General features: G+C 37.0%; 14 protein-coding genes and 1 tRNA gene. 14 read left to right on the top strand and 1 reads right to left on the bottom strand.

The window, feature by feature from the left end:
• Positions 1-643 precede the first annotated feature (643 nt).
• The 10 genes from hprK (at position 644) to BMX09_RS08260 (ending at position 12,083) form a co-directional block, all read left to right on the top strand.
• Entirely contained in the window at positions 644-1,570 is a 927-nt protein-coding gene (gene hprK / locus BMX09_RS08305) for an HPr(Ser) kinase/phosphatase (RefSeq protein WP_089747619.1), read from the top strand.
• Positions 1,571-1,760: 190 nt separating this feature from the next.
• On the top strand, positions 1,761-2,600 hold the full coding sequence (gene lgt / locus BMX09_RS08300) for a prolipoprotein diacylglyceryl transferase (RefSeq protein ID WP_245711157.1): 840 nt from the start codon (positions 1,761-1,763) through the stop codon (positions 2,598-2,600).
• A gap of 27 nt (positions 2,601-2,627) precedes the next feature.
• Positions 2,628-3,668, top strand: coding sequence for an NAD(P)H-dependent glycerol-3-phosphate dehydrogenase (locus BMX09_RS08295; RefSeq protein WP_089747615.1), 1,041 nt, complete (start codon positions 2,628-2,630; stop codon positions 3,666-3,668).
• Between the two features lie 14 nt (positions 3,669-3,682).
• Complete coding sequence (gene galU, locus BMX09_RS08290) at positions 3,683-4,621, top strand: UTP--glucose-1-phosphate uridylyltransferase GalU (protein ID WP_089747613.1); 939 nt, start codon at positions 3,683-3,685, stop codon at positions 4,619-4,621.
• Between the two features lie 27 nt (positions 4,622-4,648).
• Complete coding sequence (trxB, locus tag BMX09_RS08285) at positions 4,649-5,596, top strand: thioredoxin-disulfide reductase (RefSeq protein ID WP_177159589.1); 948 nt, start codon at positions 4,649-4,651, stop codon at positions 5,594-5,596.
• A gap of 221 nt (positions 5,597-5,817) precedes the next feature.
• Positions 5,818-7,521: a phospho-sugar mutase gene (locus BMX09_RS08280; protein WP_089747611.1), complete on the top strand. Its 1,704-nt coding sequence runs from the start codon at positions 5,818-5,820 to the stop codon at positions 7,519-7,521.
• 165 nt (positions 7,522-7,686) lie between these two features.
• Positions 7,687-9,204 carry a nicotinate phosphoribosyltransferase gene (locus tag BMX09_RS08275; protein ID WP_089747609.1) on the top strand — a complete coding sequence of 506 codons (1,518 nt, stop codon included), beginning with the start codon at positions 7,687-7,689 and terminating at the stop codon, positions 9,202-9,204.
• Positions 9,205-9,210: 6 nt separating this feature from the next.
• A complete protein-coding gene (gene nadE, locus BMX09_RS08270; protein WP_089747607.1) occupies positions 9,211-10,038 on the top strand; it encodes an ammonia-dependent NAD(+) synthetase in 828 nt (275 codons plus the stop codon).
• Positions 10,039-10,142: 104 nt separating this feature from the next.
• A complete protein-coding gene (locus tag BMX09_RS08265; protein WP_089747606.1) occupies positions 10,143-10,853 on the top strand; it encodes a glucosamine-6-phosphate deaminase in 711 nt (236 codons plus the stop codon).
• A gap of 69 nt (positions 10,854-10,922) precedes the next feature.
• The gene (locus tag BMX09_RS08260; protein WP_089747604.1) at positions 10,923-12,083 is read left to right on the top strand and encodes a hypothetical protein; all 1,161 of its coding nucleotides are present in this window, start codon (positions 10,923-10,925) and stop codon (positions 12,081-12,083) included.
• 190 nt (positions 12,084-12,273) lie between these two features.
• On the opposite strand, the gene BMX09_RS08255 is transcribed toward BMX09_RS08260, so the two are convergent.
• Entirely contained in the window at positions 12,274-12,909 is a 636-nt protein-coding gene (locus tag BMX09_RS08255; RefSeq protein WP_089747602.1) for a YigZ family protein, read from the bottom strand.
• Between the two features lie 379 nt (positions 12,910-13,288).
• Here BMX09_RS08255 and BMX09_RS08250 point away from each other — a divergent pair, with 379 nt between their 5' ends.
• From BMX09_RS08250 to BMX09_RS08235, 4 genes are all read left to right on the top strand, one after another.
• Positions 13,289-14,887: a DEAD/DEAH box helicase gene (locus BMX09_RS08250; RefSeq protein ID WP_089747601.1), complete on the top strand. Its 1,599-nt coding sequence runs from the start codon at positions 13,289-13,291 to the stop codon at positions 14,885-14,887.
• A gap of 70 nt (positions 14,888-14,957) precedes the next feature.
• Positions 14,958-15,030: transfer RNA gene (locus tag BMX09_RS08245), tRNA-Lys, on the top strand.
• Positions 15,031-15,875: 845 nt separating this feature from the next.
• Entirely contained in the window at positions 15,876-17,150 is a 1,275-nt protein-coding gene (locus tag BMX09_RS08240) for an AAA family ATPase (RefSeq protein ID WP_089747599.1), read from the top strand.
• Between the two features lie 274 nt (positions 17,151-17,424).
• Positions 17,425-17,604 (top strand): replication initiator protein A (locus BMX09_RS08235; RefSeq protein WP_177159588.1); only part of this gene is annotated, 180 nt, incomplete at its 3' end.

Genomic DNA, 17,604 nt, shown 5'->3' with positions numbered 1-17,604 from the left:
TCTTTTGTGTGGTAAACAAGTCCACTAAGCCCTAATATAAATCTTTCAGATTTCTTTTAATAATTCCTCAACAACACTACTTGACGAAGAGCCATAAATTACAGGGTTGATGAATAAAGGCATTAATACCATTGGATAAAGCATGTTATGTTAGGGCTTTCATTTTTTGGTGACAAGGTGTACAATAGAAGTATAAAGGGAGATTGATTGTACTTCTTTGCTGAAAAGCAGAAATTTACCGCTAATGTGGTCGTTTGACTGTGTGGTAATGAAAGTTCTGATTTAAAGAGTTTTATACTTGTAACTCCAAAGTCTGAAAATGATGTACGCTTACAAGTTACACTTGACAATCAGAACCCCATGGGCTTGCCCGTGGGAACAGTCAGAAAGCACGCAATTGTTGGTGTTCTACTCAGCAGTTGGAATATCAATTTTTAATATGCGTATACTTGAACCAGATAGGGACAGGCAATTAGCAGTGTTGTCTGTTCCTATTTGATTTTTTTTGTTGTTTTTGGTGAGATGGGTGGTATTTTTTGAGGAAGTTTGTTAAGCCTTTTCTAAAGATAAAAATGAATGATACCGTATTCTATTCGGATATGTTATTATTAAGAAGAGAATTTAATAAAAGGGGTTTGCTTATATGAAGACTGTTAGTGTGAAAGAATTAGTTAGTAAGATTCGTTTGAAACCGATTGCGGGAGAGGAATTTTTAAATCGTGCTATTACTACTAGTGAGATTTGTCGTCCTGGTTTGGAGTTGGCAGGGTATTTTGATTATCATCCGGCTGAACGTATTCAGTTATTTGGCTTGACAGAGATTAGTTTTATTGAGAAGTTGTCAGTTGAGAAGCGTCATGATTATTTTGAGCGTCTATGTAGTGATGAGACTCCTTGTTTTATTATTTCACGTCGTTTAACTCCGCCTAAGGAATTGGTAGAGGAGGCGATTAAGGCTGGAGTTCCTATCTTACAGGCTAGTTCACGTACAACTCATGTGTCTAGTAGTGTTACTAATTATTTGGAGGAACAATTAGCTCCACGTACGTCGATTCATGGGGTATTAATTGATGTGCATGGTGTTGGAATGTTGATTACGGGTGAGAGTGGCGTTGGAAAATCCGAGACTGCTTTGGAATTGGTGCAAAAGGGTCATCGTCTTGTGGCAGATGATCGTGTGGAATTGTATCAATTGGATGAATTAACTTTAGTTGGTGAGTCACCAGAAATTTTAGCGAATTTAATTGAGATTCGTGGTATTGGAATTATTGATGTATTGACATTATTTGGTGCGGGTTCTATTTTAGAGAAGAAACAGGTTGATTTGGTGGTTCATTTGGAAAATTGGGCGCCAGGTAAAACGTATGAGCGTATTGGAATTGATTTGGAAATGGTTGAATATTTAGGTGTTTCTGTGCCTAAGATGCGTATTCCGGTCAAGACTGGTCGTAATGTGTCGATTATTTTAGAGGTGGCAGCGATGAATTTCCGTGCGAAGAATATGGGGTTTGATGCGTCGATTGCTTTTCAAGAGCGTTTGTCTAAATTGATTTCAGATAATAAAGAGTAGTTTTTTGTATGTGAGAAATAGGGAAAGTAGGACTTAGGGTGACTGGTTTTTTGGAAGGAGAATTGGTTTTGGTTGAGACTTTGAAAAGTTTTGCTACTAAGTTTTCTGTTTTAAAATGAGGATGTTCCTATTCCCACTTTGTCAATTTCTAACCTTGGAGGGAGATTTTAGTAAATGGAGGTTGACAGGTTTGTTAGATTTATTTAGTGTGATTGATCCGGTAGCTTTTCGTTTTGGGGGCTTAGAGGTTCGTTGGTATGGTTTGATTATTGGGATAGCAATCTTTTTGGGAGTGACTTTGGCGGAGCGTGAGGCTAATCGTAAGGGTTATCCGGAAGATTTTATTTTAGATTTAGTGTTTTGGGCGATTCCGATAGGCTTTTTAGGGGCAAGGTTGTATTATATTTTATTTGAGTGGCCGTTTTATATGGCTCATCCAAGTGAGATTTTGAAGATTTGGCATGGTGGTCTGGCGATTTATGGTGGACTGATTGCAGGAGGTTTAACGACGTATTGGTATTGTAAAAAGCGTCAGGTGTCATTTTTATTATTATTAGATATTTTGGCGCCGGTTGTCTTATTAGGTCAGATGATGGGTCGTTGGGGTAATTTTGTTAATCAGGAAGCTCATGGCGGTGAGGTGACACGTCAATTTTTAGAGAATTTGCATTTGCCAGAGTTTATTATTAATCAGATGAATATTCATGGTGTCTATTATCAGCCAACTTTCTTGTATGAATCGGTCTGGTCAGCTATTGGGCTTGTGGTAATTTTAGTCTTGCGTCGTCGTGTGAAGTTGCAAGTTGGTCAAGTAGCGTGGACTTATGTATTGTGGTATTCATTTGGTAGATTCTTCATTGAAGGTTTGCGTACGGATAGTTTATGGATTTTTGGTGTGATTCGTGTTTCGCAAGCATTGTCATTAGTATTGTTTGTGACGGGGTTAATTGGTGGGATGCTTTATTATAAGCGTCAAATCATACCGGTATACTATAAGGATGCTACGGCTTTAAATAAGACTTTTAAATAGTTAAAAAGAGATAGATGGAGGATTTTTATGAAACAAAAGATTGCGGTATTAGGTTCTGGTTCTTGGGGAACGGCTCTTGCGAGTGTCTTAGATAGTAATCATCATGAGGCGCGTTTATGGGGGAATGTTCCTGAACAAATCGAGGAAATTAATACCAAGCATACAAATAAGCATTATTTACCAGAGTTCGTCTTGGCGGATTCAATTAAGGCTTATAGTGATTTAGAGGAAGTACTTTGTGATGTGGATGCGATTGTATTTGTCTTGCCTACGAAGGCGATTCGAGTAGTGGCGCATCAAGTGAGTGAGGTATTAGATCGTACAAATCCTAGTAAGAAGCCGATGATTATTCATGCGAGTAAGGGTTTAGAGCAGGAGAGTCATAAGCGTATTTCGGTGATTTTGGCGGAAGAATTGCCAAGTGATCAGATTCAAGATGTGGTGGTTCTATCTGGTCCAAGTCATGCAGAAGAAGTTGTGAAGCAAGATATTACAACGATTACGGCGGCTTGTTCTGACTTAGATTCGGCTAAATATGTACAGAATCTATTTAGTAATGGATTTTTCCGTATTTATACCAACCAAGATGTGATTGGTGTTGAGTTAGGAGCAGCTTTGAAGAATGTTATTGCGGTTGGAGCTGGTGCATTGCATGGCCTTGGTTATGGTGATAATGCGAAGGCTGCTTTAATGACTCGTGGTTTAACAGAGATTAGTCGTTTGGGTGTGGCATTTGGTGCCGATCCATTGACGTTTATTGGTTTGAGTGGTGTGGGTGATTTGATTGTTACTTGTACGAGTGTGCATTCACGTAACTGGCGCTGTGGGAATCAGTTGGGTCAAGGTGTGCCGATTGAGGATGTCTTAGAAAATATGGGCATGGTGGTTGAAGGTGTAGCGACAACAAAAGCAGCCTATGAATTAGCAGCTCAAAAAGGTATCGATATGCCAATTACGACGGCTATTTATCGTGTGATTTATCAAAATGAAGATTTAAAAACTGAAATTTCTGATCTTATGAAGCGTGAGCGCAAATCAGAAGCATCATTAAAAAGTATTGAAAAGTAATAGGGGGTAAAATTGTGAAAAAAGTAAGAAAAGCCGTTATTCCGGCAGCTGGTTTAGGGACTCGTTTTTTACCGGCAACAAAAGCAATGGCAAAGGAAATGTTACCGATTGTTGATAAACCAACGATTCAATATATTGTGGAGGAAGCTTTGGCATCAGGGATTGAAGATATCTTAATTGTAACAGGAAAAAGTAAACGTCCAATCGAGGATCATTTTGACTCAAATATTGAATTGGAAGATAATTTAGAGAAAAAAGGTAAGAAGGAATTATTAGATTTAGTCCATGAGACAACTGGTTTGAATTTATACTTTGTACGTCAATCTTATCCGAAAGGTTTGGGAGATGCGGTCTTGCAAGCAAAAGCCTTTGTAGGGGGCGAACCTTTTGTTATTATGTTAGGTGACGATATCATGCGTGATGAAGTGCCATTAACAAAACAATTAATTGATGGTTATAATCGTACGCATGCTTCAAATATCGCCGTAATGGAAGTTCCAAACGAAGAGACTTACAAATACGGTATTATTGACCCTGAGCGTGAAGTTGAGAAAGGTTTATATAATGTACGCCAATTTGTTGAAAAACCAAAACCAGAAGATGCACCAAGTAATATGGCCATTATCGGTCGTTATCTATTAACACCAGAAATTTTTGATATTTTAGAAAACTTAGAACCTGGTGCTGGTGGCGAGATTCAATTAACGGATGCGATTGATGAATTAAACCGTACACAACGCGTATTTGCTAAGAAGTTTACAGGAGATCGCTTTGATGTAGGTGACAAATTTGGCTTTATGAAAACAAGTATTCAATTCGGTTTAGAACATCCAGAAATTAAAAATCAATTAAAAGAGTATCTAATTGAAGTGGGAACTGAATTAGCAAAAGCCGAACAAAAGGCAACTAAAAAAGCAACTCCAACAGTAAAAGCTGAATTAGAGACGAAATAATTGGTCAAAAAATTGGAGGAATCAACGATGATGGAAGAAACAATTTACGATGTAGTGATTATTGGTAGTGGCCCTGGAGGAATGACAGCAGCTTTATATGCGTCACGTTCAAATTTAAAGACATTAATGATAGAAAAAGGGGCTCCTGGTGGTGAGATGTTAAATACAGCCGATATTGAAAATTATCCTGGATTTAGTTCTATTACAGGTCCAGAGTTATCGCAAAATATGTATCAAGGAGCTATGCAATTTGGTGCGGAGTATGCTTATGGAGATGTAACGGGAATTGATGTAGAAGGCGACATAAAGATGATTCATACAAGTACTAAGACTTATCAAGCGTATAGTGTGATTATCGCAACTGGTTCTTATCACCGTCATTTAGGTGTGCCGGGTGAAGAGGAGTATGCCGGTCGTGGTGTTTCTTATTGTGCGGTATGTGATGGTGCTTTCTTTAAGGATAAGGAATTATTCGTGATCGGTGGTGGGGATTCCGCTGTTGAGGAAGGTGTTTATTTAACAGAATTTGCTAAAAAAGTAACGATTGTTCATCGTCGTGATGCATTGCGTGCCCAAAAAATCTTACAAGATCGTGCTTTTAAAAATGAGAAAGTAGATTTTATTTGGGATAGTGTTGTTGAAGAAATCAAAGGAAATGATATGCAGGTAACGGATTTGGTTGTTAAAAATGTCAAAACAGGTGAAGTGCGTGAAGTGCCAGCTGATGGCGTCTTTATCTATGTTGGTTTATTACCAATGTCATCAATGTTTAAATCATTAGGCATTACGGATAATGACGGTTGGATTGTGACAAATGATTTAATGGAAACAGCGGTTGAAGGAATTTATGCAGTTGGCGATGTTCGCTTGAAAACATTGCGTCAAATTGCTACAGCTGTTGGTGATGGTGGACAAGCAGGGATTGAAGCATATCATTATGTTGAAGCCTTAAAAGAGAAATTAGCCGCTAAATAACTTATTGGTAAAAAGTTCATTCTTGGGATGGGCAATTTATAAATAGGTCACAAGTAGAGAAGTTAGATTATTTTAAGGGATATGTTCGTTGCAAGACAACTACAATCAGTACTTAATGTTACGAAGGCTATCATTTAAATATGGTAAAATAACCAAGGTGCTTTAGCGAATGGCTAGGCTCTTGATAGTATAAAATAAATAATGAAGGGAAGTTAAGATAGATGACATGGGAAGAAAATGTAAAGGTTTGGCAAGAGTTTACTGACTTAGAACCAGCTTTAAAAGAGGATTTAGAAGCAATGGATGAAAAGCAATTAAAAGATGCTTTTTGGGCACCACTAGAATTTGGTACTGCAGGTATGCGTGGAATTGTTGGTGCAGGGATTAACCGCATGAATACTTATACGGTTCGTCAAGCGACAGAAGGGTTAGCTCGTTTTATTGAAGAAGCAGGTGCCAAAGCTAAAGAACGTGGCGTGGCAATCTCGTTTGATTCACGTCACTATTCACCAGAATTTGCGATGGAAGCTGCTCAGACCCTAGCAAAACACGGAATTAAATCATTTGTTTTTGAATCATTACGCCCAACACCAGAATTATCATTTGCGGTACGTTATTTGAATGCTTATGCAGGAATTATGGTGACAGCTAGCCACAATCCTCCAGCTTACAATGGTTATAAAGTGTATGGAGAAGATGGCGCACAAATGCCACCACATAATGCGGATAGAGTCATTAAATATGTTCGTGAAGTAGAAAATCCTTTAGATTTAACAGCATTTAAAGAAGAAACAGATCTAATTACCGTGATTGGTGAAGAAGTGGACCGTGCGTATTTAGATAACTTAAAAACAGTCTTAATTAATCCAGAATTATTACAAAATGCTGGCGATATGAAGATTGTCTATACTCCTTTACATGGAACAGGGAAAATGCTTGTTGAACGTGCATTAGATGAAGCTGGCTTTACAGGATTAGAAATTGTTCCTGAACAAGCTGTACCAGATGCAAACTTTACAACGGTTAAATCACCGAATCCAGAAGATCCAAAAGCTTTCGAATACTCAATTCGTCTAGGAAAAGAAAAAGAAGCAGATCTATTATTAGCAACTGACCCTGATGCTGACCGTTTAGGAGTAGCTGTACGTATGCCAAATGGTGAATACCAAGTCTTATCAGGTAATCAAACAGCAGCCTTATTATTAGATTATATCTTACAAGCTCTTAAAGAAAATAATCAATTACCAGCTGATGCAGCAACGATTAAATCAATTGTTTCAAGTGAATTGCCAACAAAAATTGCGACTTCATATGGTGTTCTAAGCCGTGATGTATTAACAGGTTTCAAATTTATTGCTGAACAAATTCATAACTTTGAAACAACGGATAAACACACATTTGTCTTTGGTTTTGAAGAAAGTATCGGCTTCTTAATTAAACCATTTGTACGTGATAAAGATGCGATTCAAGCAGTTTTATTATTAACAGAGATTGCGATTGCAACGAAAAAAGAAGGCAAAACATTATTTGACCGCCTACAAGATTTATATGAAAAACATGGTTACTTTGCTGAAAAAACAAACTCAATTGTCTTCCCAGGTATTGAAGGTGCAGAAAAAATCAGTAATTTAATGATTAATTTACGTGAAAATTCACCACAATCAATTGGAGGATTAGAAGTTGTAAAATTATTCGACTTCCAAAAACGTATCGCTACTTCAAAATCAGGCGAAACAGAAGATTTAGTACAAACAAAATCAAATGTTTTGAAATTTATCTTAGAAGATGGTAGTTGGGTTGCAGCTCGTCCAAGTGGAACTGAACCAAAAATCAAGTTCTATATGAGTGCTGAAGATACAACTTTAGAAGCTGCACAAGCAAAACTAATTGCTCTAGAAGCAGACATTATGAAATTTGCAGAATAATTAGGATGAAAAACCAGGATATTATCCCTTATTAAAAATAAATACCACAAAAGCGAGTGAAATAGACAGCTATTTTGCTCGCTTTTTTGTATATTCAAGCTAATTAGTGTAAAATAACACTGAGAAAACTTTTTTACAAAAAAGTGGAAGGAAGGTTACAATAACATGCAAAAGGATGTAACAGATCATTATCATGATGATAGTCTGACTTTACATACAGATTTATACCAAATTAATATGATGAAGACTTATTGGGACGAAGGAGTTCATAATAAGAAAGCCATTTTTGAGGCGTATTTTCGTAAGAATCCATTTAGCAATGGGTATGCTATTTTTGCAGGCTTAGAAAGAATTGTTCACTATATTGAGGAGTTACGTTTTTCTAAGAGTGATATTGCTTATTTACGCAAGTTGGGGTGTTATCCGGAAGACTTTTTAAAGTATTTAGAGGAGTTCCAGTTTCAAGGGAATGTTCGTGCGATGGCAGAGGGTGAATTAGTCTTTGCAACGGAGCCTTTAGTGCAAGTTGAAGGGACATTAGCAGAATGCCAATTAATTGAGACGGCGATTTTAAATATTATTAATTTCCAAACATTGATTGCGACAAAAGCTTCCCGTGTTAGAACAGTGGCAGGAGAAGATCCAGTATTAGAGTTTGGAACAAGACGTGCACAGGAATTAGATGCAGCTATTTGGGGAACGAGAGCGGCCTATATTGGTGGTTGTAATGGGACAAGTAATGTTCGTGCAGCTAAGATGTTTGGGATTCCTGTATCAGGGACGCATGCTCATTCTTTAGTCCAAGCTTTTAGAGATGATTACCAAGCCTTTAAAGCTTATGCAACTTCTCATAAAGATTGTGTCTTTTTAGTCGATACTTATGATACACTATTATCAGGTGTACCAAATGCGATTAAAGTGGCCAATGAATTTGGTGATAAGATTAATTTCTTAGGAGTTAGAATTGATAGTGGTGATATGGCGTATATTTCTAAAAAAGTTCGTAAGCAATTAGATGAGGCCGGATATCCTGATGCGAAAATTTATGCGTCTAGTGATTTAGATGAATTAACCATCTTGAATTTAAAAATGCAGGGTGCTAAGATTGATGTTTGGGGCGTTGGTACTAAATTAATTACCGCCTATGACCAACCAGCATTGGGCTGTGTCTACAAATTAGTAGCGATTGAAAATGAAGATGGCGAGATGGTAGATACCTTAAAAATTTCAAGTAATGTAGAAAAAGTATCTACTCCAGGTAAAAAGCAAGTTTGGCGTATTACTCGTAATTCAGATGGTAAGTCAGAAGGAGACTATATTGCCTTAGACCAGGAAAGGCCAGATCAGTTAGATGAATTATTTATGTTCCATCCAGTCTATACTTATATCAATAAGACGGTAACAGACTTTACAGCTAAACCAATTTTACAATCAATTTATCAAGAGGGGCGCTTAGTATATGATTTGCCAACGATAAATGAGATTAAGCAATATGCACATGAGCGATTAGATGCTTTATGGGATGAATATAAGCGAATTCTTAATCCGGAACATTATCCAGTCGATTTATCAAAAGCATTATACCAACAAAAAATTACAAGTATTGCGGCCATTCGTAAAGCCGTTCAAAATAAAGAACAAGAAGCAAAAAAATTGTCACAACGACAATCAAAGGAGAAGTAAAAAGAAATGCGTGAATTACAACAAGAGATTATTGAAAGCTTAAAGGTGAAGCCTGAGATTAATCCACAAGAAGAAGTCCGTAATATGGTGAATTTTCTAAAAAATTACTTACGAAAACATTCATTTTTAGAGGGCTTTGTTTTGGGGATTAGCGGTGGACAAGATTCAACTTTAGCTGGGAAATTAGCACAAATGGCGATTGATGAATTAAATGATGAAGATTTAATGCGTCAATACAAATTCTATGCAGTTCGTTTACCATATGGCACACAATCAGATGCAGAAGATGCAGTGGCAGCGATTGAATTTATGGGTGCTAAAGATGCTATGTGTGTGGATATTAAGACAGCTGTTGATGCGACAGTGAATAGTATAGAAGCTCACGGGATTATGATTAATGATTTCAATAAAGGGAATATGAAAGCTCGTCAAAGAATGATTGTTCAATATGCAATTGCTGGTGAAAAAAATTGTGCCGTTATTGGAACAGACCATGCAGCTGAAGCGTTAACTGGTTTTTATACAAAGTTCGGTGATGGCGCAAGTGACTTAGTTCCGCTATGGCGTCTGAATAAGCGTCAAGGTCGTCAAATATTAGAGTACTTAGAAGCTCCAGATCACCTTTATACCAAGGTTCCGACAGCTGATTTGGAAGAAGAAAAGCCTTTATTACCGGATGAAGATGCTTTGGGAGTTACGTACGATGAGATTGATGATTACTTAGAAGGTAAGGATATTTCAGAAGAAGCTAGTGAAAAGATTGAAGGTTGGTACTTAAAAACACGCCATAAACGCCATTTACCAATCACAATTTACGACCAATTTTGGAAGTAAAGAAAAAAAGGATACATTTTCATTTAAAATTCTGCTAAAATACATTTGTGAGGATGGCAACGTTATCATTTAAAGACAACTATTTTTTAGGAGGCTGTAAGAGAATGGAAGTAATTATTGTAGAAACACCATTAGATGGAGCAAAGGAAGCTTTTGATATTTTTACCCGCGTTAAAGAACAAGACGGTAAAGTATATGGATTAGCAACTGGCTCAACACCGATTGAATTATATAAATTATTAGTAGCAAGTGAATTAGATTTTAGTGATTGTGTATCAGTGAATTTAGATGAATATGTAGGTTTAGCAGGCGATGATGAACATAGCTATCGTTATTTTATGAATGAGCAATTATTCCACGCCAAACCATTTAAAGAAAGTTTTGTACCAGATGGTTTAGCACCAGAAGATACAGAAATTGCCCGCTATGAACAAGTATTAGCTGACAATCCAATTGACTTACAATTATTAGGATTAGGAAGCAATGCCCATATCGGCTTTAATGAACCGGGAACTGACTTTAGTGAACGTACCCATAAAGTGCATTTAACAGAATCAACAATTAACGCTAACAAACGTTTTTTTGCAAATGAAGAAGATGTACCACGTTATGCGTATTCAATGGGACCTGCTTCAATTATGGATGCTAAAGAAGTTGTCTTAATGGCATTCGGTGAAGGAAAAGCCCAAGCAGTAAAAGATATGATTGAGGGTGAGGTTACTCCAGAAGTACCTGCCAGCATTCTACAAAATCATGAACATGTTACAATTATTATCGACCAAGCAGCTGCCCAATTACTAGCAGACACGGAATAATAATTGACAAAAGACGTTGGTGATTAGGATTACTAGCGTCTTTTTAATTTTAAGGAGGAAACAATTTAGATGGAATTTAATGAATTTTTAAAAGTATTACAAAAGACACAAAATCTTTATCCAGCATTAGTAGAAAGTGGTGCAAAAAGCCAAGACGCGGTAGCTTTATATACTGCCGAGCAAGAATTAATTGCGATTGTAGCAGTTGATTTCCTTGAAGGTGGCGAGTTAGTAGCCTTATTCTTCAATAATGTGGAAGACTTTGCCGCATATAAATATAACCGCCAAAAAGCTGCCGACAAGATTAGCTGTGTAGGTATCGAATTTAGCGACGGTGAAGATAATGATATTGCTAAAGAACTTGAACTAATCGCAGAAAACTCAGCACCAGTTATCGAACGCTATATTATGAACCAAGGCGCTGCCGATATCGCTGAATCTGAAGAAGAAGAAATGGCTAGCTACTTAGCATACTTCAATGACAACAAATCAGTAGCAGCAATCACAAAAGCATTCGAAAAATCAATCGGCTTCAAAGACACAGGCAAAGAAAAAATCGCCAGCGTAAAATGGAGTGACAAAACAAACCGCTTTATCACATCAAAAGCAACTGACGTAAAAGAACCAACTCCAGCAGAAGGCGATATCTTATGTGAATTCCCAACAACAAACTATGAAGAATTATCACCAGAACTAGAAGCTGCATTAAAACCAGAATTAGAAGCTATCTTAAAAGCAGAACTAGAAGCAGAGCAAGTGGAAGAGGATATCAGTGTATGGTCACGTGACCCACATCCAGAACGTCAAGCACACCGTCCACCAACACCAACAGAAATGGACTTAGTAAACAAATATATTACTGAAAAAATTGTTCGCACAATGATGGCTAGTGAAGAAGTTGGTGCCATCGAAACGCGTATCTTAGCAGCATCAACCGAATCAGAAAAAGAACAACATTTATATGAATTACGTGATGAATTTGCTCGCCAATTACGTCTAGAAGTACCAGCCGAAGTTACTGATGATATTATCTATGGTGTTTGCCAACAAATCAGTGGTGAAATCTATATTGAATTATTAGAAATGAAACTAAATGCTGAAATCGAACAAACAATGGGACAAAAAAATATCAAAGTAAAACCAACATCAACTGTTAAACCCCACCGTGCCCAACAACCTTCTATGAAGAAGAAAAAGAAAAAAGGCAAAAAAGGTAAAAAGAAAAAATAAATACTAACAAAACTAAAAATTCCCGCTCTCGTCTAAAACGAAAGTGGGAATTTTTGTATCTAAATGAGAAATGTCAGCATTCAAAAAGTGCGCTAGCTGACTTATGATGCCTCACTAAACTAAAAAAAGGGAGGTTAGCCATTAATAGCAGACTAGTGTTTACCGTGAGACAACTTATGATGCATCATCACTAAGTTAGCGGACGCTCAATATAAGCCGTATCCAATTCACTAAATTGAGCCTGGTCACTTAATAATTCAATAACAGACTCTTTAAAAGATGCTACCTCAGCCATTGGAATACTACAATCAATAGCTACCTTATCAGTATATTCCTTATTCACAATCGCAATCTCATTCGTCGTTAGAAAATGCTCTAACTTACCAACTAAAGCATATTGCAACTCCACACGAACCACTTGCTCCAAAGAACAAAGCGCCACGCCAACCTGATTCAAGCCTTCAACAACAGCCCCAGTATAAGCACGAATCAAACCACCAGCTCCTAATTTTGTTCCTCCAAAATAACGAGTCACCACACAACAAACATTTTGCAATTCATTCTTCTTTAACACTTCAAGCATCGGCACACCAGCCGTTCCACTGGGCTCACCATCATCATTGGCACGCTGCAGTTCATCATTTTCTCCAATTAAATACGCCGAACAATTATGAGTTGCCTTCCAATGTTCCTTCTTGACACTTTGAATAAATTCTTGCGCTTCCACTTCAGACTCAGCCCGCTTCATATGAGCGATAAAGCGAGAACCTTTCACATCAATCTCACCAACACCATCCGCAATAATTGTTTTATACTGTTCCTTCATCAAAAATCTCCTCCAATCAAACTACCAAACCTTATTTTACGGCCTTGAGTAGCTTTCCATCGTCACTATTTTAGCAAAAAATCCATCAAATAAGCAAATCAATCTCATTATTCAAAAAAAGATAGAAAACGTATTCATTACGAATATTAACGATATTGTTTGTATTGCTACTTATAACGTGTTACACTAGTTAAGCAGTTGAGAAGTATACAAATTAAAGATAACTTAAACCGTGATAGTGATACAGAAAGAAATCATGAGTATGTATGGCCCCCTAAAAAATAAAAGGGAGGCTCTAGTTACTGTTATAAACAGTTAAATTGTTAGGTGGAAAAGCCATCTATCGTACACTTCTCTACGCCAGAAGTAGGAGGAAAGTATGAAATTTTTAGAAATGGGACTTGATTCAACCTTATTAGAATCTATCGAAAAAATGGGATTTGAAGAGGCAACACCGATTCAAGCACAAACAATTCCGCTAGCATTATCAGGAGTAGATGTTATCGGTCAAGCACAAACAGGTACAGGTAAAACCGCAGCATTCGGTTTACCAATGTTACAAAAAATTAATCCAAACGATCGCAGAACACAAGGATTAGTTATTGCACCAACACGTGAATTAGCTATCCAAACACAAGAAGAATTATACCGCTTAGGACAAGCAAAAAAAATCCGTGTAAGTGTAGTATACGGTGGGGCTGATATCGGTCGCCAAATCCGTCAATTAAAAGATAAACCACATATTGTTGTAGGAACACCTGGTCGTTTATTAGACCATATCTCACGTAAAACATTGCGCCTTGACGATGTAGAAACATTAGTATTAGACGAAGCTGATGAAATGTTAAATATGGGATTCTTAGATGATATTGAATCAATTATCTCTAAAGTACCAGAAACACGTCAAACATTATTATTCTCAGCAACAATGCCACCATCAATCAAACGTATTGGTGTCCGCTTTATGAAAGAACCAGAACACGTGAAGATTAAATCAAACCAAATGACAGCGAACTTAATTGACCAATATTTCGTAAAATGTAAAGATTATGAAAAATTCGACATTATGACTCGTTTATTCGATGTTCAAAGTCCAGAATTAACTATTATCTTTGGTCGTACGAAACGACGTGTTGACGAATTAGCTCGTGGATTAGAAATGCGTGGATACCGTGCAGAAGGAATCCATGGTGACTTATCACAACAAAAACGTATGAGCGTATTACGTAACTTTAAAAATAATAAATTAGACATCTTAGTTGCTACAGACGTGGCTGCCCGTGGATTAGATATCTCAGGCGTAACTCATGTATACAATTACGATATCCCTCAAGACCCAGAAAGCTATGTTCACCGTATTGGACGTACAGGTCGTGCTGGTAAAGAAGGTAAATCAATTACATTAGTCACTCCAAATGAAATGGAATACTTACACGTAATTGAAGACTTAACGAAAAAACGCATGACTCCATTATGTCCACCAACTCCAAACGAAGCATTGGAAGGACAAATGGCACAAGCAATCGAAGAATTAGCTGAAATCTCTAAAGGTATGAAAGCTAATCGCTACCGTAAAGCTGTGGAAGTCTTAGTAGATGAATACGAAGCTGAAGATTTAGCTGCATTATTATTAAAAATGATGGTTAAAGATGCAGAAGAAGTACCTGTTAAGATTACTCCAGAACGCCCATTACCAAGCCGTAAAGGTAAACGTGGTGGCCGTGGTAATGGTGGTGGCGGACGCAAACGTTACGGTAAAGATAACCGTCGTGGCGGACGTGACAACAAACGCGGTGGTGACCGTCGTGGTAATGGTGGCGAAAAACGCTATGACCGTAAACGTGACGGCGAAAACAAAGGCAAGAAAAAAGATAACTACGGTAAAAAACGTTATAACGATCGCGGTGAAAAACGTGGCGACAAACGTGATAATAAACGTGGTGAGAAAAAAGGCTTCACAATTCGTCATAAAGACTAATTAAGTGTTGAAAATTATTTCAAACAGTGATAGAATAGGGACATGGATTAATCCATGTCCTTTTTTTAAGGCCTCTTTAGCTCAGTTGGTAGAGCAGTAGACTCTTAATCTATGGGTCGCAGGTTCGAACCCTGCAAGGGGCATCAAAGAAGTAAAAGTGTTAAGGAATTTGTAGAAAGTTTCTTAATACTTTTTTTGTATCTTAATTTTCTGGTAAGAAACAGGGATTGTAAACATACTCTCAATAATCTTCTAGGCATTAATAGCTATCAGCAAGTGGGAAGCAGTGGATAGACTGAGTAAGTCATTATCAGTAATGCAATACTGACCTTATTTTAGTTAATATATTCCAATTAATGAAGGATGAATCATTTGTTTTTTAGGAAGGTAGTAAGATAGGGTTTTACGGAAGATACTGGATTGAACTTTGGTCAGCAGTATGGAGAGGATAGGTATGATAGCTCGTGCAAAAAAGGAGCAGGCGGACTTTGTGAACTATTTATTATATAAGTATTATCTCTTTTTATTGGTTATGACATAATTATTAGTATAAAATGAATTATTCTTATAAAAAACATAAAAACGCTTTCTTTTTCATAATATTAAGGTATACTAGGAGTTGTTGTTAGTATCTAACAAACATCAAATATAATCTCTCTATTTTAGGAGCGATGACTATTTTGCTTGTGTCACAAAATATTTATCATTTACCAACAAGATTGTATGTACGAACTCCACAACAGTTATTTTTGTTCATAAATCTTGTGTGATTAGTTTTTCGGATCTAATCTCATTACTCCTAAGATAGTAAACGGCTCTCATTTTATGGGGGCTGTTTTTTTATGGAATTTTCATGATAGAACGATTTTTCGTTCTTAATTAGATTGTGGTACTTTTTTATGGAATAGTTTTTATTTTTACAACGAGGATATTGTATTAAAGCGCTTTCTTAGCTATACTAATAGTAAATTAGAGTCGGAAAGGGTAGATGAATATGTTAGTGAGTTATACGGTTGGGAATGTATTATCATTTAAGGCAGAGAATACTTTGATGTTTGAACCAGGGAAACGTTTGCGTAAGTTTTCAGATAATGTGATGGAAGTTTGTGTTAATAAAGATGGGCAAACTTCGCAGTTATTGAAGAATGTGATTATTTTTGGTAGTAATGGTTCTGGTAAGAGTAATCTATTGGAGTCGATGGATTTGATGCGTAAGATGGTCTTGCACCCTGCACCAAAGACGACTGATAAGCTACCGTATTTTCCGTTTTTGTTAGATGATGAGTCGAGTAGTCATCCGAGTAAGTTCGAGGTGGAAATCATTAGTCAACAGCAGCAATATCGTTATTCTTTTACTTATAATGATAAAGAGATTTTAACTGAGAAGTTGGAGTATTTGCAAAAACGTCATTATCGTACCTATTTTGAGCGTGATGCAGGGGGGAGCTATCCAGTATTACAAAGAGGGATGAAGTACTTTACTAAAGAAACTCGTCCGAATCGTTTATTTTTAGATGTTTTGCAAGATAAAAACGATACCTTAGCTAGTGATGTGGTGGCTTGGTTTGCGAATCGTTTCCGTTTTTATCGTGAGGATGGTGCGAGTGATTTGTATCATTTATTAGAAGATCAAGCAGTGAAGGAGAAGTTTTTAGCAATTATGCATGGTGCAGGTTTGCGTTTTGTGGATGTGGAGTTAGAGCATGAGCAGTTACTTGATGGAATGCTTGGGGATGAGTTTGCGCTATTGAAATTCTTGGGTGGCGAGAAGCAGAAAAGTAATCAGTTATATACAATTTATCATAAGTATGACTTGCATGGGCGAGTGATTGGGCGTCAACGTTTGGCGGTGTCGTCTGAGTCTGATGGGGCTCGTAAGTTTATTGGTTTAATGTTGGCGATTTTGGCTAGTGAACAGTATCATCAAGTTTTAGTGATGGATGAATTTGATGTGTCATTGCATGAAGAGGTAGCACGTGCGATTGTGATGATGGCGAATGCGAATATTAGTCATTCACAGTTTATTTTTACCACACATAAATTGGAGATGATGGATGCTAAGTTGCGTAAGGATCAGATTTATTTGATTGAGAAGGGGAGTACTGGTGAGAGTGATAGTTATTCAATATTTGATTTTGATGAGGGTACTCGTTGTGATTTTGGTTATTATAAACGGTATTTAAAAGGTGAATTTGGTGCTTTGCCATTAGTTGATTGTGATAGCTTAGTGGCTTTGGCGCAAGGAGATTTTGATGAAAAATAAATTATCTAAAAATATCAAGGCAACTAGCAGTAATGTTGGTTGTCTTTTTTGTGGGGATTATGAGAAAAAAGGTGAAACGCTAGCGAAAAATCAGTAAAGGAAATCCTTAAAAAGCAGTGCAAAATCTTCAAAAATTGCTAAAGAAACTCGTAACAAACTACCACAAAAGCTATTTAAGAAATAAAATAAAAAATTCCCCAAAAACTTGGAACAGATTCTAAACATCTAACGCTATTAAGTTATAGAGAAAATCGAACGAGCGGAGGATGTAAAAATGACCAAGACAAGACAACAATTCTATCAAGTACCAAAATTAATTGTGGCAGGCGAGCGCTATAAAAACTTATCAGCTTTAGACGTAATGACTTACGCCGTGATGCTTGACCGCCAACAAGTATCCATCAAAAATCATTGGCATGACGAAAAAGGGGAAGTCTACTTTTTATATAGTAAT

The sequence above is a fragment of the Granulicatella balaenopterae genome (assembly GCF_900111135.1).
GTDB lineage: Bacteria > Bacillota > Bacilli > Lactobacillales > Aerococcaceae > Granulicatella > Granulicatella balaenopterae.
Note: the sequence above shows the minus strand (reverse complement) of the source record. Positions and strands in the feature narration are given on the sequence as shown.